At 57.9% G+C, this 19,655-nt stretch carries 15 protein-coding genes, 1 tRNA gene and 1 pseudogene; 9 read left to right on the forward strand and 8 right to left on the reverse strand.

Features of this window, described 5'->3' with window-relative positions; genetic code table 11:
* Nucleotides 1-8 precede the first annotated feature (8 nt).
* The 3 genes from CMV30_RS12980 to hsdR are packed head-to-tail and all read right to left on the reverse strand — an operon-like array spanning nt 9 to nt 6,763.
* Nucleotides 9-1,853: a restriction endonuclease subunit S gene (locus CMV30_RS12980; protein WP_096056437.1), complete on the reverse strand. Its 1,845-nt coding sequence runs from the start codon at nt 1,851-1,853 to the stop codon at nt 9-11.
* Nucleotides 1,850-3,295, reverse strand: a complete 1,446-nt coding sequence (locus tag CMV30_RS12985; protein WP_096056438.1) for a class I SAM-dependent DNA methyltransferase — start codon at nt 3,293-3,295, stop codon at nt 1,850-1,852. Before CMV30_RS12985 ends, CMV30_RS12980 begins: the two co-directional genes overlap by 4 nt.
* Before the next feature lie 21 nt (nt 3,296-3,316).
* Entirely contained in the window at nt 3,317-6,763 is a 3,447-nt protein-coding gene (hsdR, locus tag CMV30_RS12990) for a type I restriction-modification system endonuclease (RefSeq protein WP_096056439.1), read from the reverse strand.
* A gap of 384 nt (nt 6,764-7,147) precedes the next feature.
* Here hsdR and CMV30_RS19520 point away from each other — a divergent pair, with 384 nt between their 5' ends.
* The 4 genes from CMV30_RS19520 (at nt 7,148) to CMV30_RS13005 (ending at nt 12,705) form a co-directional block, all read left to right on the forward strand.
* Nucleotides 7,148-8,917, forward strand: coding sequence for a hypothetical protein (locus tag CMV30_RS19520; RefSeq protein WP_138223289.1), 1,770 nt, complete (start codon nt 7,148-7,150; stop codon nt 8,915-8,917).
* A 391-nt stretch (nt 8,918-9,308) separates the two neighbouring features.
* Entirely contained in the window at nt 9,309-12,023 is a 2,715-nt protein-coding gene (mobF, locus tag CMV30_RS12995) for a MobF family relaxase (protein WP_096056440.1), read from the forward strand.
* The gene (locus CMV30_RS13000) at nt 12,020-12,400 is read left to right on the forward strand and encodes a hypothetical protein (RefSeq protein WP_096056441.1); all 381 of its coding nucleotides are present in this window, start codon (nt 12,020-12,022) and stop codon (nt 12,398-12,400) included. The genes mobF and CMV30_RS13000 overlap by 4 nt, the downstream gene beginning before the upstream one ends.
* A 68-nt stretch (nt 12,401-12,468) precedes the next feature.
* Nucleotides 12,469-12,705 (forward strand): helix-turn-helix transcriptional regulator, encoded by a 237-nt coding sequence (locus tag CMV30_RS13005; protein WP_096056442.1) that lies wholly within the window; start codon nt 12,469-12,471, stop codon nt 12,703-12,705.
* A 691-nt stretch (nt 12,706-13,396) separates the two neighbouring features.
* Here the strand turns inward: CMV30_RS13005 and CMV30_RS13010 are convergent.
* Nucleotides 13,397-13,471 (reverse strand) — tRNA-Asn (locus tag CMV30_RS13010).
* 192 nt (nt 13,472-13,663) lie between these two features.
* Between CMV30_RS13010 and CMV30_RS13015 the strand changes: the two are divergent.
* The 4 genes and pseudogenes from CMV30_RS13015 to CMV30_RS13030 form a co-directional block, all read left to right on the forward strand.
* Nucleotides 13,664-14,218: pseudogene (locus CMV30_RS13015) on the forward strand (50S ribosomal protein L25); the annotation flags it as partial.
* A gap of 264 nt (nt 14,219-14,482) precedes the next feature.
* Nucleotides 14,483-15,076, forward strand: a complete 594-nt coding sequence (gene pth, locus CMV30_RS13020; protein ID WP_096056444.1) for an aminoacyl-tRNA hydrolase — start codon at nt 14,483-14,485, stop codon at nt 15,074-15,076.
* Nucleotides 15,063-15,359 carry a 30S ribosomal protein S6 gene (locus CMV30_RS13025; protein WP_096056445.1) on the forward strand — a complete coding sequence of 99 codons (297 nt, stop codon included), beginning with the start codon at nt 15,063-15,065 and terminating at the stop codon, nt 15,357-15,359. Before pth ends, CMV30_RS13025 begins: the two co-directional genes overlap by 14 nt.
* Nucleotides 15,360-15,384: 25 nt before the next feature.
* Nucleotides 15,385-15,870: a single-stranded DNA-binding protein gene (locus CMV30_RS13030; protein ID WP_096056446.1), complete on the forward strand. Its 486-nt coding sequence runs from the start codon at nt 15,385-15,387 to the stop codon at nt 15,868-15,870.
* 106 nt (nt 15,871-15,976) lie between these two features.
* Here CMV30_RS13030 and CMV30_RS13035 read toward each other — a convergent pair whose 3' ends face one another.
* Genes CMV30_RS13035 through CMV30_RS13050 form a run of 4 tightly spaced genes read right to left on the reverse strand, consistent with a single transcriptional unit; the run spans nt 15,977 to nt 18,725 of the window.
* A complete protein-coding gene (locus CMV30_RS13035) occupies nt 15,977-16,390 on the reverse strand; it encodes a hypothetical protein (RefSeq protein ID WP_138223290.1) in 414 nt (137 codons plus the stop codon).
* Entirely contained in the window at nt 16,387-16,917 is a 531-nt protein-coding gene (locus CMV30_RS13040) for a response regulator (RefSeq protein ID WP_096056448.1), read from the reverse strand. The genes CMV30_RS13035 and CMV30_RS13040 overlap by 4 nt, the downstream gene beginning before the upstream one ends.
* A gap of 48 nt (nt 16,918-16,965) precedes the next feature.
* Entirely contained in the window at nt 16,966-17,673 is a 708-nt protein-coding gene (locus CMV30_RS13045; protein WP_096056449.1) for a response regulator, read from the reverse strand.
* On the reverse strand, nt 17,670-18,725 hold the full coding sequence (locus tag CMV30_RS13050; RefSeq protein WP_096056450.1) for a sensor histidine kinase: 1,056 nt from the start codon (nt 18,723-18,725) through the stop codon (nt 17,670-17,672). The genes CMV30_RS13045 and CMV30_RS13050 overlap by 4 nt, the downstream gene beginning before the upstream one ends.
* A 384-nt stretch (nt 18,726-19,109) precedes the next feature.
* On the opposite strand from CMV30_RS13050, the gene rplI reads away from it, so the two are divergent.
* A complete protein-coding gene (gene rplI / locus CMV30_RS13055; RefSeq protein WP_096056451.1) occupies nt 19,110-19,643 on the forward strand; it encodes a 50S ribosomal protein L9 in 534 nt (177 codons plus the stop codon).
* The last annotated feature ends 12 nt before the right edge of the window (nt 19,644-19,655 follow it).

Here is a 19,655-nt window from a genome sequence, read left to right on the forward strand (position 1 = left end):
AAGAAAAACTACACGACGCTCAGCACCGCCTCTTGCACCTGCGCCGTTTGCAGGCGGGCGAGGCTCGGTGCCACTCGTTCGGAAGGCACTGAGGAAATTAGGGCCGAGAGGTGGCGGGCGTCTGCGTCGATCTCGGGCGAAATCGGTGGCAGCTTAGGGCCGAGGCTCAGGGTGATGAGACCTTGGCGGTTGGTGGAGTGAACCAGTGTTTTCGTACGCTTCAGCGCGTTGATCGCGGCCAAGAACGCGCCGTCTTCGTGAATATGCGCGAAGCCCGTGAAGTGGGCGCGGGCTTTAGCGCCGCCGATTTTTTCGATCAAGGGTAACAGATCGCCGGGAGGAAGAAACAAAAGCGCTACGATGGCATTGAGACGGTCCAGTGCTAACGGTTGTTGAGCCGCACGAAGGAGGGCTGGAATAAATTGGATGAGATAGAGCTGAGTTTTGATCGGTGACGATTGGGCCACCTTGGCCGAAGTTGAGATAGATGCGCCTTCGTTAGGATGCTGTGGCACGAGGCCACCGGAGAAGGCGCGGGCGAGGAGGGATTGATCGAGGTGATCCAGATTGGCCACCGCTGTCGCATGCGCCGCCGCGGCGGCGTTCAAACGCAAAAATGCCCCGTTCAGCCGACGGACGATCTCGTGTTGTTCGGCAACAGGCGGCAGCGAGATGTGCAGCGCTTTTAACTCTGGATAATAGATCGTAGTGTGAGTGCTACCACGACCGAAGCTCAAGAGGTGCTCTCCCTCGGCCAAGAAAGCCATCATGAGAAACTGGGGCACTAGCGCTTCTGAGCATAGCCAGTTCGCAAAGTCCTGACTGGTGGCCATCGGCTTACCCATGACAGTGACGTAGCCAACGGAGGCGGTTCGAGACAGGCAGACGGTTCCCGCTGGAAGAAGACGAGCTGCACTGTTTTCCAGCCCCAGCGCATTCGTGAATGAAGCGGTTGATTCGATCGTTTGGCCATGCGCGCGACGTGCATCCGGAATCGAAATCCACGGAACATCCCCGCCCCAATACTCGGGGTGTTCGCGCGAAGGTGTATGGCCCGATTCCAAACGTGCCACTGAGAGTAATGGCAGTTTTAACCACCCATTCGGAGCCGGTGGCCCAATGTCACCCACAGACAGTCCCGCGACTCCGGGGATTTTTTCGTCTGATGCGGATCTGCCAGTGCGGCTGGATTCAAATCTCACGCGTTGGAGCGTCGTTTCCAAAGTCTGAATCTCGGGATTTGCCTTCCGCCAATCGGCCGTGAGGCCGCCCCTGAAGGCGGTGGCAAGGAGAGACAGGCGGGCTTGAGCGAGCTGGGCAGGGACTTCTGCTAACTTCGCTCGCGCTCGTCGGCTTCGCACTTCCAAAGCTTCCAGTTGCGCGACGATCCGGCGTTGCTCGGAGAGCGGAGGGAGAGGAAATGCCCGCTCGAAGGTCGCCTTGGTTTTTACAAAGGGCTGTGCGGAGCCTCCTTTAACCCAAAAGTTCTCGTTGTTGAGAACCCGCCACAGATATCGCGCGTCGATTGTGTCTCCAGGCCATACGATATGGGTATTCGCAATGGCGGACCAACGACCTTCGGCGAAAAACGCCTTTCCGCAGCGCGCTCCCACGGCCGAGACGATTATCGCCGTGCCTTCATTTTCTGGATTTGCGGCCCAGACATCTTGGCCCGACGCGCTGAACGCAGGGAATAGTCCTGTTGCTGGATGGTTGCTCAGACGGCCTTTGATAAGTTTACCGTTCCCGCTTTTGTGACGGGTATGGTCGCTTAGCGTCGTCATTCGCCAACCCGGCGGCAGATTTTCTGGCGACGCAGGGAAAGTAGCCGCACCCAATGGCTCGTAGCTCATGGCACCAACTCCCTCTCCAAGTCCTGCAACTCGTCCATCGCGTCGCGGAGATTTTCCAACGCACCAGCCACCAAAACCTCTGGCGCAGGAAGATCGTCGTGGTGGGTGGCGTTGTCATCACGCAACCAGCTGAGGTCGAGATTTTCGCCGCGTTTGCGAATCTCCTCGCGGGTGAAACGGCGGAAGCGGCCTGTTTCGCCGGTGTCTTTTCGTTTGGCGCGGCCATGGGCGTCGTCACCGTAAACGGTTTCGAACGCGGCGAAGTGTTCGCGTGTTAGCGGCGTGCGTTTGCCAAAGGCGGGCATGTTGGTGCGCAGATCGTAGACCCAAACTTCCTGCGTGCCGCCGGTTTCGGCGGAGTGGCGTTCGAAGAAGAGTACGTTGGTCTTAACACCCTGCGCGTAGAAAATGCCGGTGGGGAGTCGGAGGATGGTGTGAAGACGGCACTTGTCCATGAGGTCGGCGCGGATCTGCGCACCGGTATTGTCCTCGAATAACACGTTGTCGGGGAGAACGACAGCGGCGCGACCGCCATGAGCTTTTTTCGCGCTGGGTTTGCGGAGGCTGCGGTAGATGTGCTGGAGAAAAGCGAGCTGCTTGTTGCTGGTGGGAAAGGTAAAGTCGTCGCGGGAAGGGAGTCCGCCACCTTTCTTGGTGCCGAAGGGCGGGTTGGACAGCACGAGGTCGGCGTCGTGAAGTTGTTTGCCGACATTGCCCAGAGTGTCGCCGAGGATGATAGGGCTGTGCATGTCGTGCAGCAGACCGTTCATGAGGGCGAGGCGGTGAGTGTCGGGCACCAGCTCCATACCTTGGAAGGCGGTGTCGCGTTGGAACTCTTGCTGGGCGGTGGTGAGGTCGAAAAGGTTATCGGTCCGCTCTTTGATGTAGCGGTCGGCCATGATGAGAAAGCCGATGGTGCCGCACGCTGGATCTTGGATAACCTCTCCGGCCTGCGGGCGCATGACGGAAACGATGCTCTCGATGAGCGGGCGAGGCGTGAAATATTGGCCCGCACCCGATTTGGTCTCGGTCGCATTTTTCTCCAGTAGGCCTTCATAAAGATCCCCGAGACCTTCCTGACGGGCGGAATACCAATCGAGCGCGTTAATGTCGGTGACGAGCTTGTGGAGGTGACGCGGCTCGCGGATGGAGGTTGAGGCGTTGTTGAAAATGGCCTGAACGCGCTCTGCGCCGTGGCTGCCAAGATAGATGAGAAGGAGACGATAGTGTTCGAGCAGTGGCGCACCTTCGCGGGATGTGAGGTCGGCCCAACGATAGCCGGAAGGGATCTGTTTCTCGGTCTTCGTCTCCTGCGCCATTTTTAGGAACAGGAGATAGGTGAGCTCGTTGACGTATTGGTGATACGTGACCCCGTCGTCCTTGAGGACGTTGCAGAGGTTCCAGAGCTTGGCTACGATGTCTTGGGTCTTAGAAGCGGCCATGAAAAGGGCGGATCGTAGGAGTTACGCGGTGTCGCGCCAGACTTCTGCCTGTAAATCTCCGAGGAGTGATTCCAGCTTGCCGTCAAAGACGCGGTTGGCGGCGTCGAAGCCGCCAATGTCACGCCAGCGGCCTTCGTTGAAGGCGTCGCGGTCGATAACGCTTTCCTTGTGAAGCTGCTTACCAATCCGTTCGAGCCACTTTCGCTGCGGTGCGGTCCAGTAATAGCGTTTGCCATGAGTGATAGCCTGAAGAGCACGGTCCACGCGTTCGGCGTAGGGAATTAGAGGCGAACCCAATGACTGGGCGCGGATGTAGCCGATAATGCCTGCCGCAATATCCTCAGACCGGGCCTCCCGCCAAGCGGTGCGCAGGTAAGTCTCTGAGAAACCGGCGCTATCGAGAGCGAGAGCCAGTTCTTTAAGCTGAGCGCGCGTCAGATCGCGCGGACGCTGGGTGACGAGGATGAGGGCTGGGAGCGTGGCGATATTTTCTTTGAGCCAGGCACCGAAGCTTTCGAGGTAGTCTTCGGGCCTCTGCGCATTCCCGTAACCTGGTTCGACGCGGAGTAGTTCGTCTGGGTGATGAGAAATGGGAATGCCTGCCCGTGACCCAGATCTGCGAAGGCTGTCGATGTAATCGGCGAGTGCTGGCTTGGCGGTGAAGAGCGAGATGCTGGCGGCGGCGCCCCCTGTAGCGAGATGCTGCAACAAGGCATCGGCGCCAAAGCCCGAGCGATAGGTGAGCCCCTCGTCATGCTGGCGAAGTAGGGATCGTTTGCGTTGAAGCCGTGCGACGACGGCGTCGTGAAAATAAGGACGAGATGCCGCGGTGGCCGATGTGGAAAGGAGGGCATCCACGAGTTGCCGGAGAGTGAGCGCGGGATCGCTCACGACAGGCTTCATGTCTGTGAAATCGCGTAGCGTGGCGTAGAGATCGACGGCATCGTAGATATGGAAAACCTCTTTGTCCTCCCCGGGTCCGAAGAGATCGGGGCAGAGGCGGGTAGCGCGGCCGAGCATCTGTTCGTACAAGATGCGGCTCTTTACGCGGCGGATGAAGACGAGATTGATGATGGCGGGGACGTCGATTCCCGTGGTCAGCAGGTCGACGGTGACGCCAATCTTGGGAAGCTCCTCGTTTTTGTAGCGTCGGATGAGTCTGCCGGGTTTGTCGGATTTGCCGGTGATCTTTGCGACCGTGTCATGATGGACGCCGCCGTAACGTTCGCCGAGAGCTTGTGAGAGCAGATCGACGACCATGTCAGCATGGGCGTCGTTGGCGCAGAAGATGAGTGTCTTGCCCGGTAGCGTAGGATCGATGTGGCGGGCAAGCTCGGTGCAAACAGTGCGGTTGAAAGGCTCAGTGATAACGCCGCTGTTGAACTTATCGACGTCCATATCGATCTCGTCGGGGGCCTGAGTGAGATCTACGGTGCCAGCGGTCGGATCGAGCAAATGAAGCGGTTCACCCAGGCTCCAGTGGATTCCCTTCTCGGCGAGATCGGTCACGATGCGTACGGGCGGTTCGTGATCGATGAGGTAGCCATCAATAACAGCCTTCCGGTAACTATAGGTGAAAACGGGTTTGCCGAAAATCTCGCTGGTGTGAAGGGCTGGAGTAGCAGTAAGTCCGATACGAACTGCATCGAAGTGCTCCAAAACGCGACGGTATTTCGAAATGTAGTCCTTCTCGTCAAGAAAGCCGATCTCGTCGTCAGAGAGTTCGCGATCGAGGGTGTAGCCGCGGTGGCACTCATCAATGATGATGCAGTCGTAGGTATCGACAGGAAACGGCTCCTGCGTGTCGGATGGATAAAGCAGTCGTTTCACCATGCCCTGCACCGTGGCGAGATGGACGCGGGTTTCCTCGTCGGGACGGGCATCGCCGATTTCCTTTACGTCATAGATTTGGGAGAAACTTTGGAGGTTTTCTAATTTCACTCCAGTGAACGCCTCACCGGCCTGGGTGCCGAGTTCAGTGCGATCCACGAGGAAAAGAATACGGCGGAAACGCTTCGCGCGGATGAGTCGGTAGAGCAGAGAAACGCAAGTGCGCGTCTTGCCAGTACCGGTGGCCATAGCGAGTAGCAGGTCGCGCTGACCAAGGGCGATGCACTCCTCGACTTTGGCAATGGCATCACGCTGATACGGGCGGAGGCCAGGGAGATTGTTGGGTGTGTGGTGAAGATTAGCGTCTGCAATACCGCGGTTGATGTTGAGTTCGGCGATTAGCCCGGAGGGAGAATACCAACCGTTGAGCGGGCGATGGAGATTAGTTTTAACCCGTGCATCTAAAAACCAAATACCACTAAAAGTTCGAAGTTGTTGCAGGTAAGGACGGCCATTGGTGGCGAAGAGAAAGGGCGCATGGTGATCGTCCCAAGGGGCTCCTGGTGCGTATTCGCCAGCGTCATTGAGCTTAAAATCGCGAGAGTAGCGCTTGGTCTGGGTGAGGACGCCAGGCACGTCCTTAGATTGCTTCTTGGCTTCGATAAGGCCGATCAGAGTCTTTCCGTAAAATAGCGCGTAGTCGACAGGACCTGAAGACGTAGGCCACTCTGCGATCGCGCGATAATGGTTGGTCTCGGGACGAGTGCCTCTGGAGTAGCGCAACTCTTGGGTGTCGGCTTCCCATCCAGCGGTGCGAAGCTGAGCGTCGATGAGCAGGCGCGTCTGCGATTCGTCTAGTTCGTCGGCAAGCGCAGTGTTGGCCTGCTGCGCTTGTTTGACGGTATTATCAATGGCAGCGGCGACCGGCTTCGGGGTTGCTTCTAGCTTAAGAATGAAACGGGACTGGTCGCCTTTGAGTTTGTTCTCGGCGTCTTCTGCCAAGTTGATCGCGGCTTCGAGATCCTCATAAGCCTTGCGGGCTTTGGTTTCTGCCTCTTCCCGACGAGCTTTCTCCTCCGCAGCAGTAGATGCAGCGCTAGCTGCTGAGGCTTGGGCGTGTGCGAGTTGCTCACGGAGCTGCTTCAATTCTTCCGAAAGACCCACACTGGCGTGGCCGGGCTCCGGGGGTGGGATAAAGATCGGATTCTTGAACTTTGAATCGCCGAGGGTGCGATGAAACCAAACGGCGGCGCGCTGGGCTAAACGGAGAGCGTGTAGAGCATCACTGCGGCTGCCCTGATTCTCGTGGACAGCGCGATTTCCGACACGTCGTAGATGGTGGAAAACCTGCGCGGTATCGAGGCCCATAGCCCCCTTCGATTCGATCAGTTGGATGGTCTCTGAAAGATCTCGATGTTGGGCTTCGGAGGGGGAATTGCCAAGGGCAGCGACAACCTGAAGAGCCATCGACTCCGTGAGTTGCCGCAAACGAATCAGACAAATGGAGGGATCGGAAAAACAGAATCGTTCCGCGTTTGTGGCTAGCTCCAGCAGAATCGGATCATAGCGATCCAAGAAGCTGAAATTAGGTGAACGCGGCGTTCGTTTTGAGCGCGAAACTTCCTCCGAGGGGGGCATTAGCTGGAGCCGAAAATCAGTGGATCAATCGGGTTTTAGGCAACGCCATTTCTTTCCCCACTCATGTTACATTCTGGAAGAAGACTTCAGAAGATGATGCCAGGATTTTGCCTCGCTTGGTTTGATGAGAGGTGGTTTCGGCGAAATTCACGTTGATCGACGATGCATTTTTGCGCTACTAACAACCTATTGCGGGAGTCGCGCTTGCGGCAAAAGTGCAGCCATAATGAAGACATCGGTTTCGGCGATTCTCTTTCCAGGTCCTCAAATAAAAGCCTCTAACGCCACTTAAAGTCTCCTCGATTTATCGGTCGCCCGATCCTGAATTCATCCGAAGTTCCGACTGTGTGCGACGGAACTTTGTCAGAGGAAATTTCATACCCCATGCCTACCTCGATTAAAGCGCAGAGTTCTCAATTGCTTATCTCCCCAGCCGCGAAATTTTTTGCCCTACCAAAAGAGCTTTCGGCTAGTTTTGTACGCGTTTCGCTCAAGGAAATACTTGAGGCTGTGAACGCAAAGCGGGTGGGAGCCATGGAAGTGCGCGTTAAAAAAAATTTTAACGGCAATTCGGTTTATCATTCGTACGTGTGCTTTAAATACAATCCGCCCGTTACATTTTTGCGCCATGGGGCGCTACAGGAAACCCGTTACGGATTTGTCCTGATGATAGAGTTCCGTGGCTTTTTGGGTCTTTTTACACGGGGCGTATCTGGTGTTGAAGCGGCGATTAAGTCGAAGATTAAGCCAATTTCCCGAGACAAGCTTACGCACTTGTGGGGTGATACCGCACGTTATCAAAAGCTCTCAACTAAGAGAATGACACTTGGAACAACCGATCTACGGGGAGTTCGCTTTGAAGCTGACGATCTGCAGACTTCTATGCCTGCCGCCGGAGCAGGTCGGTCTATCCCAACAGCCTTCCAATTAGTGGTCCCGGGTGAACCTACGCGATCCATAACGCCCAGTACGGGGCGTGTTCAAAAAGGCGGAGACCGATGCGGAGTATCCGATCTAGTCGAGTTCATGGACGAGTTAATCGATGAGATATCCTCCGGACATTCCTCGCCTTTTCTCAGTGCGTTTTCGCTCCCGATCGCGATCTCGGATTTACCTGCCAACGTTTACCCAACCGGACTTTTATTGGATTTGGCAAAGCTGGAAGAGTGTATCGAAGAAAAAGATCTCACTCTCGAGCATGCGACCGATAAGCAAGCCGATCTCGAGCAGCGTCTTTCTGTTGTGTTTGAGCTGAATCCGGATGCGACCAATCTCAAGCGATGGATAGCAGAAGGCCAGGGAGCCCTGCACGTTCAACTTAAGCGGCTAACTAATAGGTTTGGTACTACTGTTGATAGTGCGTCTGGCTGGAATTTGGTCGATCCATCCGATAATACGCGACGTCCTTTGTCTTCTTGGTTCGGAAGTGAAGACGCATTCAGTGTCAGTTTTTCCGATCCGCAATTCTTCTACGCGACGGGGAGTTTGTATCGGCGTTCAAGCTTTCTGCAGGATGCTGCTCTTGTGCAGCGGCTATTGCATGCACACGCGCCACTTGATCATGCAACCTCCGAAAAGGGCCCAGTAGAAACATACACGAATGCGACCACTAAGTTTGATCCAACATCAATATTTGGAATAGTTGAAGACAGTTTGGCGGCAAATTATAGCCATTTTGTCTGCACGGATCTTAATGATGAGTGGGCCGACTACCTCGGAATATCTCCTAACCAAGTAACGTTTTTCCACTGCAAACATGGAGATGCTACTACGGGTGCGTCGGCATTTCATGTCGCAGTAGCTCAAGCATTGAAGAATTTATCGCGCGTGAAATTCGAACCCCAGCAAATTGCTGATAAGCTTCTTTCCTATAAAACGGCTCCAAACTGGCAGGAAAACAAAGGAATCCAGCGTTTAGTGCGAGGGGCTGACTGGTCTACGGCTATTTCTGACGCTCAAGCTGCAGCCGCAAATCCAACGGCTGTATGGCAAGTCGCGCTCGTGGCCACAGCGCTTTCCCTATCGGGATTCGAATCCGCTATGAAAAAGCCGGTTCTAAGCCCTTACTTCATCCAGTTAGTTTGGCTATTATCTTCTTTCGCATCGGCCTGTAAGGAACGGGACGCGCAACCTGCGATCTACTGCTGCTCTTGAAAAATAACTGGTAGTTGAGGCTGATGAATTATGCGGGATAAACGGTCTTTTTGTTTAAGAAGTGCACCGAAATTTAACCGAAACTGATCACGAAATTCAAGTGCCACTGACTGCACTTGAAGGAATTTGCGTGGTTTTTCGTCATTGGATTGAGCGAGAACTGTGAAAGAGCGGAGCGGTGTGTTTGCGTGTTTGCACGCATGAATTTCGAACGCCTGCACGTCCTACGTCTCCGTAGGGTATTGCGTCTCTGTAACCAAGAAATAATGACGAGCTCTGCAGGCCTCTGAGCTCGTCGAAGCCAGCGACCCCGGCGGAACGATGCGCCTACCCTTTTTTCGGTAGGAGCAGTCCATTGTGTGGGTGATCGTGCTCCGGCCTTCTGTTGGGCATGATCACACCGGGTGTCATTCATAACGGGAGGAATTACCTTACGCACCATCTTCGGAAGAACGACTACTGGGCTGAAGGCGAGCGGGAGGTGCAGGGCGAATGGATCGGTCTGGCTGCGGAAGCGCTGGGACTATCGGGAACGGTCACCGATGATCCTTTCGACGCCTTGCGCGAGAACCGACATCCGCAGACGGGTGAGCAGTTGACCGCGCGTGAACGAAAGCACCGCGTGGCGTTTTCGGACATCCAACTTTCCGCGCCGAAAGATGTGAGTGTACTGGCGATGGTCGGAAACGACGAGCGCGTGCGCGAGGCGTTCATCGAGTCCGTGAAGATGGTGCTGGGCGAGATGGAGCGCTATGCAGCGGTTCGTGAGCGGCGTGGTAACGCGGCGACTACCGAAGCGTTTCGACTAACTGGCAATTTTGTCGGCGGGCTTTTCATTCATGACGCGAGCCGGGCTTTGGATCCTCAGTTGCACGCGCATGCCGTGCTCGCGAACGCGACATGGGATGCGGAGCGCAATGCGTGGTTCGCGCTGCAGCCGGCGGAGATGATCCGCGCTTCGCCGTATTTGCGGCAGGTGCTCTATCGTGAACTCGCCGGTCGGATCCGTGCGCTTGGTTACGAGCCGTATGATATGAGTTCGACCGGGTTCTCGGTTCGCGGTGTCGAGCACCTGCGCGAGCGTTTCTCGAAACGCTCTAACCAGGTTAATAAACTAGCCGAAGAACTTTCGGCGAAAAAGGGGCGCAAAGCATCGAAGGGTGAAGTCGAAGTGCTCGTGCGGGAATCTCGTGGCGACAAACTGACCGAAGCGAGCACTGAGGCTGTCCGCATGAGTCAGCGCGCGGAGCTCACCAAAAGCGAAGCGCGCGGATTGGATGACCTCGTGCGCGCCGCGCGTGCCGAGCCTTTGCGTGAGCAATGGTCGCACGGCCAAGCGCGCGTCGTCCTAGATGCGGCGCTGCGACACGTCTACGAGCGATCCAGCGTAGCGCGCGAAGGAGTCGTGTTAAGCGCCGCGCTGGAATTCCATCCGGACTTCTTTCACTGGCGCGAGCTTCGCGAAGCGCTGGCAACCCATCCGGATGTCATCCGCAAGGAAGGGGAGATGACGTTGCGATCGATCTGCCGTGAAGAGGCGCTTACGGTGCAACGCGTCGTTAACGGAAAGAATCAACGCTTCGGAATAGGCGGTGCCGGCGATCTGCCGGAGACACTAACCGTCGGGCAGAGAAATGCCGCTAAAGCGATTCTCCGAAGTCGTGACTTTGTGAGCGTCCTGGTCGGTGACGCGGGTACCGGCAAGACGACCGTTCTCACAGCCATTGAGCAATCCCACCTGAAGTCAGGCGGGCAGCGCTTCATGCCGCTGGCACCGACAACGAAGGCGCGCGATGCACTGGTGAAAAGCGGTTTTGAAAGTGCAGATACCGTTCAGCAGTTCCTCGTGAGCCAAGGTCTCCAATCGCAAGCGGTCGGCCGTGTCGTGTTGGTGGACGAAGCTGGTCTGCTGTCCACGCGGCAACTCGATCAACTCACGCAGATCACGTATAATCTTCGCGCTCGTCTGCTCCTCGTTGGTGACACGAAACAGCATTACAGTGTGGAGCGGGGTGACGCGTTGCGGAATGTAATCATCAATTCGCAGACGCCGGTGGCGCGACTCGCGGAGGTGTTGCGCCAACGCAATGAAGAGGATCGTCAGTTCAGTCGCTTGCTCGCGTCGGGCGAAGTCGCCGACGCCTTTGAGTACGCCGATAGGCGAGGGCTTATCCGTGAAGCGGAAACGGACGATGCACTGTTCGCGAAAGCGGCTGAGCATTACGTCGCGAATCAAGTGAAGGGAATCGAAACGCTGGTCGTGATTCCGTTCTGGGACGAGATCGATCGCTTCAACGCGCAGGCACGTCCGGCACTACGCGACGCTGGCCTCCTCGGTGAAACTGAAGTGGTCCGCGAAGCCGTGAAGCCGCTAACTTGGACGCTACAGCAGAGGGCGCATTGGAATCAGTACCAGGTAGGCGACCGGTTGCTCTTCGCGCGCGACACGCGATTTTTTAAACGCGGTGCCGCTGCCGAAGTGGTGGCGATATTGCGGAACGGGCTCATCGCGAAAGGCGCAGACGGTCGTGAAGCCAAGATCACGCGAAAGCAAAGCACGGCGTTCAACGTTGGGCGCGTGCAGGCTTTGTCTGTCGCGAAGGGTGATAAAATTTTGATCCGCGGTCATCATCCTCAAAGCGGGCTCGCGAACGGAGATTTCAAAGAGGTCGCGCTCGTGGAGCCGGAAACCTGCAGGGTCGTTTTCACGGACGGAAAGGAACTGCCGACTGATTTCGCGGCGTGGACTTACGGTCACGCGCTCACGTCCTATCGTTCTCAAGGCACCACTTCGGAAGAATCGTTGCTCGTGCTGGGCGAAGTCGCGACACGTGCGCTTGCACGTCGCCAGTTCTACGTCGGCAACACTCGGTTTCGAGGCGCGCATGCGATCTACGTTTCTCAAAAGGAGGAGATTTTCCGCCGCCTCTCCCAGCCTGACCGCGGTCGTGAGTTAGCGACTGAATTTGTTGAGCGGCGCAGACTCGCGGAGCGCGAGCAGATGACTTCTCGCGTGCAACAAAATCTCAGCGATCTCGTTCGCAGGGCACAGCTGAGCGACGCGATGAGAGAAGAACAGTCTAAGGGACAGCGTTATTCTCTATGATCAACGACCCTGTCATCAGGAGGCCAAAGCATCATTTCGAAACGGCCAATCAACCGTCCGGCGTTACATTCGACGATGGCGATGCCCGTACGCATTTCCCGTGGTCGCATTTCACACTGATGCGCTACAGCTATTCCGAACCCGATGTGATCAAGATCATGATAGGGGAGTGGCTCGTGACGGTACGGGGGCACAACCTCGAACCACTCATTGAGGCTATCGAGAAACGTTCGCTGGCAAAACTGCGAGCCCAGCCCGAGCTCATGAATGATCGCAAATACGAGATCGATTCGTTCGCCACCGGAATTCGTCTACAGCCCAAAGCGCGCGGGGCTGACGGCCAGCCAGCGCAAAGCGAACTACCCTTTTTTCGGTAGGTGACGTACCACTTTTTCGGTAGATGCGCGCACTTGGACGTTAGCGGTTTCGTCGAAAAATCTAGTCCATGATCACAACGAAAACACTTCCGCGTCAGGCTGAGGCAACGGACGGACTTACGGGCCGCAAATTCAGCAAAGCAAAGATCATCGCCGGGCGGCTCGGCGTCTGCACTCGAACGATTTTCCGTTGGGCTGATGACGGCAAAATCGCCCGGCATAAAATCAATGCGCGGGTAGTGCTCTTCGATGAAACAGAGGTGATGGAGTTAATCCGGTCGGCGAGGGTGGGTGGTGTACTCTGATCCGTAGGCTGCGTCTTCGTATCGCGGGCCAATCGCTCGGCGACTTAGTCGTTTTGATCTTCGCCTCATAACGCATGCGATCATCATGAAGCCTGCATGCAGGCACGCCCCTCATCCTTGAAAGAAATCGCAGAGTTGTCCGAATCGATTTCCGATTTTGGGTGGTATCTCCGCGACTGGTTACATGAGCTGCGAAAAGTTTCTTCGCGTGGGCAGGCGGCAGCGACTATAGTCAGTGAACCGGAGAGATTGCGGGAGAAGTTTACCCAAGGGGACATTGCTGATGCTTGGCTTGCGGCTTACGCTGAACACCTGGCAAGCAGCGTTGGGATTGCTCCTCCGCCTTGGGCTTCTGCTCCGTGGCGAATTTTGAATGAGCCCAGTTTTGATGAGGGAGCGACTGCGGCACTACGCGAACACGCGCTCTTAGGTTCGCCACCGGCTTTTAGGAGTAGGAATATTTTCACGCCGTCGGTTGATCTGCCGCTGCCGTCTTCGTTGCGAATAGAAGGACGGTAGCTAATCCGCGAAAACGGAGGGTTAATGCTGTCAGCCACTACCTTTCGTTAGGAGTTCGGCGCAAAATCGACTGTGGTAAAAACCGCGCCCCGGAGGATCAAAAAAGTGGCCAAGAAGTGGCCAAGCATCTTTTCAGAAATTTCTTAGAAGTTGCGCATCTCATTGATGGAGATGGCTGCCCGGGTAGGGATCGAACCTACGACCAAGTGATTAACAGTCACCTGCTCTGCCACTGAGCTACCAGGCAATAAACCAACCTAAAGAGGGGCGAAAGGACAGGCGGCGAAGCGGGCTTGTCAACGATAGTTTTAGTTCATCCCGTGAAATTCTCTACCTCATCCAAAGTTTTGTTTGCTTCGCCGGGCGTGGGCCTGTTCTTTCGCCGCCCTTTTCCACTACGCCTGCCCTCGATTCCCGGGGTGACAGGGGGAACGAAACCATGAGCAAACAACAGTTCAAACTAAACGTCATTCCTCGCGCTAGCACGGGCCGCTCTGCTTCCCGCCGTCTGCGCAAGGCCAACCAAGTTCCTGCGATCCTCTACGGAAAGCACACCAGCCCCGAGACTCTCGCGGTAGATGGTCCGGAGTTCACCCGCCTCCTTAAGGCCATCGCCGGTTCCGCTGCGCTTGTCGAATTGCAGCGCAAGGACGGCAAGGCCTCCGGCGCTCTCTCCTTCCTTCAGGAAGTGCAGCGCGACCCGATCACCGACAAGTATCTTCACGTCGATCTTCAAGAAGTGAAGGCTGACGAGAAGATGGAGATCCGCGTCCGCCTCCAGCTCGTTGGCGAATCCTTTGGTGTCAAAAACCAGAGCGGCGTTCTCGAAACGCCATCGCAGTATCTGCGCATCCGCTGTTTCCCCAAAGATCTTCCTCCATACATCGCGATCGATGTTACCGAGCTGAAAGTCGGCGAGACCCTTCACATCGGCGAACTCAAGGCCATCGAAGGCGTTGATTTCCTCGACGATAAAGCCCAGTCCGTCGTCTCGTGCGTTGAGCCTGTTGCCGAAGAGGCTGCCGCTGTCGCCACGCCTGCCGCTGGTGCTGCTCCCGCCGCTGGTGCCGCCGCCGCTCCCGCTGCTGGTGCCACGCCTGCCGCCGGTGCCGCTGTTCCCGCCGCTGGCGCGAAGCCCGCTGCTGGTGCCGCTGCCAAGCCAGCCGCCGCTGCTGCGAAGCCCGCCGCCAAGAAGTAAGTTTCCCGCCTGGGCCGCTTCGCTTGACCGCGAACGGCCCGGACGATTGTTCTTTGAGTCATGTCCATTTCGCTCGTTGCCGGTCTCGGCAACCCCGGGCGCGAGTACGAGGCCACCCGCCACAACGCGGGTTTTCTCGTCCTCGATGCTCTGGCCCGTCGCCAAGGTCTCGCGTGGCAAAAGCAACGCGCCTACGACGCCGAGACCGTTCGCTGGGACCGCGCTCCCGGGCAGAGTATTCTGCTCGTGAAACCGCTGACCTATATGAACGACAGCGGCCGCTCGCTCCAGAGCCTCGGAAGTTTTTACCGCATTCCGCCCAAATCGATGGTCGTCCTATACGACGATCTGAACATCGATCTGGGCCTGGTGAAAATCTCCCTTACCGGCAGCGCGGGCGGTCACAACGGTGTCGCCAGTCTGCTCCAGCATCTTGGCGATGGCTTCATCCGCTACCGTCTCGGTGTCGGTCCGAAGCAGCCTCCGCAAATGGACCTCAAGGACTTCGTCCTCGGCAAATTTACCCCCGACCAACAAACGATCATCGATCAATCACTCGACCATTACCTATCCGGCCTCCAACTCCTCCTCGAACAAGGAACTGAGCGGGCCATGAACACACTTAACAGAAGAGAAAAAAATGAGCCAAAATAAACGTACCTACCGCGCGACCTTCATCCTCGATAACCGCGGCAAAGAAGACACCGTCGAACAAATCATCGACGGTGTTAAAACTGACATCGCCGCCGTCCAAGGCGAAGTCACCGCCGTGGAGAATCTCGGCAAGCGCGACTTCATTCGCGTCACCGACAAGAAACTCACCGCCGCGACCTACGTGCAGGTGGATTTCGCCGCTCCTCCCGCCGGTCCGGCCCAGCTCAAAGAGCGCCTGCGCCTCAACAACAGCGTCCACATCTCCTTCGTCCAATCCCGCTAAGCACGACTGCGTGCGCTAAAGCCCCATGGCCTCTTTCAACCAAGTCATCCTCGTTGGCAACCTGACGCGCGATCCGGAACTCCGGGTCACGCCAAAGGGCACCGCCATCTGCCAGTTCGGCCTCGCCGTGAACCGCCAGTTCAAGGACGAGTCGGGCCAGACCCGCGATGAGACGACGTTCGTTGATATCGAGGCGTGGGGTAAGCAGGGCGAACTGGTTGCCAAGTATCTCACCAAGGGCAGCCCGGCGCTCGTTCAAGGGCGTCTCAAGCTCGATCAGTGGGAAGACAAGCAGACCCAGCAGAAGCGCAGCAAATTGAAGGTTGTTCTGGAGAACGTACAGTTCCTCTCCAGCCGTGGTGCGGGTGGTCCTGGCGCTGGTGGTCAGGGCGGTCCTGATGAAGGCATCGACCAGACTGCGCCTGTCGAGCGGCACACGCCGCCGCCGCGCACGAACTCGCGTCCGACGCCTCCTCCGCAGGAGAATATCGACGAAGACGTGCCGTTCTAAGGATGGCGCGATTCGATTTTAGATAACAAAAGGCCCCCGCATTTCCGGGGGCTTTTTTATTGGAGGCTGACTGGCGCTGATCGCAGTCGGCAGGGCCGGAGTGCGATCATGGAGTGGAGGCGGTCAGGGAGATGGCAGCGCGGACGGAGGCGTTATCTGCGGAGGCGGGGATAGGGAATGCGAGGATGTTGGAGTTTTCGTTGTGAGCGGAGCCGATGGGAGGAAACGGCACGGCGGGTCGGTGGCGCGTGGAGGGATTTTTCAGATGCACAATCCCGTGCATGACAGAGGAGGCGGCGGGCGAGGCGAAGGCTTCGAGCACCTGGATCGAGTCGAGCGCGCGCCAGCGTTCGAGGCCGCCGGGCACGGGCTCATCGTTTTCCAGACGCACGTGGCGGCCCGAAGGCGTGACTTCAGCGATGCGGGTGCGGTGGAAGTGTTCGCCGTCGGAGGTGACGAGGACGAGGCAGCCTTTCAGGTGCTGGCGGAGTTCGTCGCTCATGGGAGTGCGGGGGCTCACAGGGCGGTGAAATCGACGGTGGTGGCGGCGCGCTCGGCGGGGGTGGCGTGGCCGGGCGCGTAGGCGTAGCGGACGACGCAGCCGGAGAGGAAAACTTTCCCTGCGAGCACGGCTTCGACGGCGTCGCGGAGGTCGGTGGTCATGCCGTCTTTGACGACGTAGCCCATGGCGCCCATTTCGAAGCCGATGCGGGCGGTCTCGTAGTCGTCGTCGCTGGTGAGGAGGATGACTCGGGTGCCGGCGTGGCGGCGGAGGATCTCGCGGGTGGCCTGGAGTCCGTTCATGCGCGGCATGTGGATGTCGGTGACGATGAGGTCGTGCGGGTGGAGCGTCGCGCAGGCGACGAGTTCCTCGCCATCGGCGGCGGTGGCGACGACCTCGCAGCCATCGCGAGTGAGGATGAGGCGGACGCAGTGCCGCATGAAGTCATTGTCGTCGGCCACCAAAATACGGATACGCCGCTGGTCGCCTGTTTTCCGCCGGCCCGCCGTTTGCGCATCCCCGTCCCGCTGTGTATGTCGATTCATGGTGCGGCCAGTTTATCGCGCGCGCGCGCGGGTGTGAATGCGCACAAGTTACGCGCGGGGATTGGCAAAAATACGGATGGGCTCGGGAGAGGCCGCCAGGTGCGGCATGGTGGGGTGAGAAGCGAGGACGTGGGTGCGCAGGCCGTATTGGATCAGTTCGGCGAGGGTGCGCAGGCCTAGGTGTTCCATCATCTGGTATTTGTGGGCCTCGGCGGTGCGTTTGGAGATGTCGAGGGCGGCGGCGACCTCTTTCATGGTGAGGCCTTGTGCGATGAGACGCAAAACCTCGGCCTGGCGCGGGGTGATGGCGGGGCGCGTGTGCGAGTCTTGAGAGGATGGGTGGAGGCATAGGCCGAGCATTTCTTTTGAGATGCGGGGGGTGATGTACACACGGCCGGCGAGGACTTCTTTGATGGCGTTGAGCAGCTCGGTGACGGCGGAGTGTTTAAGGATGTAGCCGGAGGCGCCGGCGCGGAAGACGTTCACGGCGGTGTCCATGTCGGCGAGCATGGTGAGGTAGATGACTTTGGGCGTGATGCCTTCACGTTTGAGCTGGGCGATGGCGTCTGGGCCGGTGCGGCCCGGCATGTCGATGTCGGTGACGATGAGGTCGGGGCGGGTCTTGCGGCCGAGGGTGAGGAGTTCGCGGCCGTCGCAGGCGAGGCCGACGAGGTTATACTCGGGGGTGAGCAGCTGGCGGAGACCTTCGAGGAGGATTTGATGATCGTCGGCGATGAGGACGTGGGGGCGTTTCATGGTGCGGTGAGTAGGGTGGGGATGCGCACGGTGAGGGTGGTGCCGCGGCCGCGGGGACCATCGATGCGGAGGCGGCCGTTGAGCAGGCGGACGCGTTCCTCGATGCTGGTAAGGCCGAGGCCTTTGGGGGTGGAGCGGGTATCGGCGGTGAAGCCGATGCCGTCGTCCTCGATGACGAGGTGCAGGTGGTGCGCGGTGAAGCGCAGTTTGATATGGACGCTGGTGGCGTGGGCGTGGCGCTCGATGTTGCGAATCGCTTCCTGGGCGATGCGGTAAGTGGCGATGGCGACGAGGCCGGGCAGAGGTGCGGGGGAATTTTGAATATCGGGGACGAGGCGAAGGCCGGACCAGTCGCAGAATTCGGAGGCGAAGGCGCGCAGCGCGCCGGAGAGGCCGAGGCGTTCGAGCAGGACGGGGTGGAGCTCGTGGGAGACCATGCGGATGGATTCGCCGAGCTCGACGGCGTCGTTTTCGAGAGCGAGGAGTCGTTCCTTCAGCGAGGTGGGGTTGTTGGTGAGGTGTTGTTTGAGATTGCCGATGGCGAGGGCGTGGGCGGCGAGGCGCTGGCCGAGGTCGTCGTGGAGCTCGCGGGCGATTTTTTTGCGTTCAACCTCCTGCGCGTGCATGAGGCGTGAGGTGAGATCGCAGATTTGCGCGCGGCTGGCGGTAAGGGCGCGGGAGGGCCTTTTACCGGTGCCTGCCGTGGCGTCGGCCTCGGGAGCCCAGACGAGGGTGATGCCGCCTGTATCGTTGAGGGGAGTGACGATCAGGCCGATGTCTGAGGGGCGAGCGGAGGCGTCGTAGTCGCTGTTCAGAGACGGAGGATCGTTCCAGGCGATGACCAGACCGCTGGCATCGAGGAGCGCGGCGCGGCCCGGTAGCAAGGCGAGGAGGGTGCGGGCGAGATCAACCGGGATCGGGGAGGCTTTTATCATGCCGTGGCCGGAGTTAAAGGAGGCAAGGGTGGGGGGATTCCGTTGGTTCCTTAGCGGTGCGGGCGATACGGATACGCGGTGGTGGACGATCTGCGACTGCTGGATGGTCGGCTGCATGATTTCTCCCGGGTTGAAGTGGCGAGTAATTGGCGCTGCTGGAGCGGCGTCTTTTACGAGGATTTTATATTAGCGCCGGTTTCCCTGCCCCGACATCCGTAGATGTTCCGATTTTGGCTGAGGATAAGTACACAGCTGCTCGGAGTTTACTGCCCGGCCGGTTGGAGGGTGGCTTCAGGCTGGTGATCTGAAGGGGAGTGGGTGAGTGCTTCAGCGTTTCCTGTTTGGAGAAGGGAAAACGGGCATTGACAGAGGTGGAGGCGTCTGAGAATCCACTCCGCTTCGCGTAAAATTTTCACCGCATCCTAACCGTTGACCTGTGCCTTCCGGCGTTTGTTGGCGGCCCGATTTACAACTCAAACATCAACCTAACTCCTTAACATCATGGCACACAGCGAAATTTTGCTGCTCAAACCAGTCGAAGGCCTCGGCGCCGAAGGCGATCAAGTCAAAGTCCGCGCAGGCTACGCCCGCAACTTTCTCCTCCCCCGCAAGATTGCGGCTCCAGTCACCCTCGCCAATCGCAAGCAGGTCGAGTCGCTGAAGAAGCGCCGCGCTGAGCGCGAGTCCCAAGAAATCCAGGGCGCGCAGGAACTCGCCAAGAAGCTGGAGAAGACCTCGATCGCTTTCGCCGTGAAGACGGGCGAAGGCGGCAAGATGTTTGGCGCGATCACCGCGACGGATCTCCACGAGAAGCTCGTCCAAGCGGGCATCGAGATCGAAAAGAAGAAGATCCTCCTCCACACGCCAGTGAAGACCTTGGGCAAGCACGAGGTGACGATCAAACTTCACGCCGATCTCTCGGTCACCATCAGCTTCGACGTCGTGTCGGAAAACCCAATCGTCCCGACCGCTGAAGAAGTCGCCGCAGCCGCTCCCAAGTCCGAGAAAAAATCCTACCGCAAGAAGTCGGAGTAAGCTTAAACAAGC

Origin of the sequence: Nibricoccus aquaticus, from assembly GCF_002310495.1 — a bacterium.
In the GTDB taxonomy this organism is placed as follows: Bacteria; Verrucomicrobiota; Verrucomicrobiia; order Opitutales; family Opitutaceae; genus Nibricoccus; species Nibricoccus aquaticus.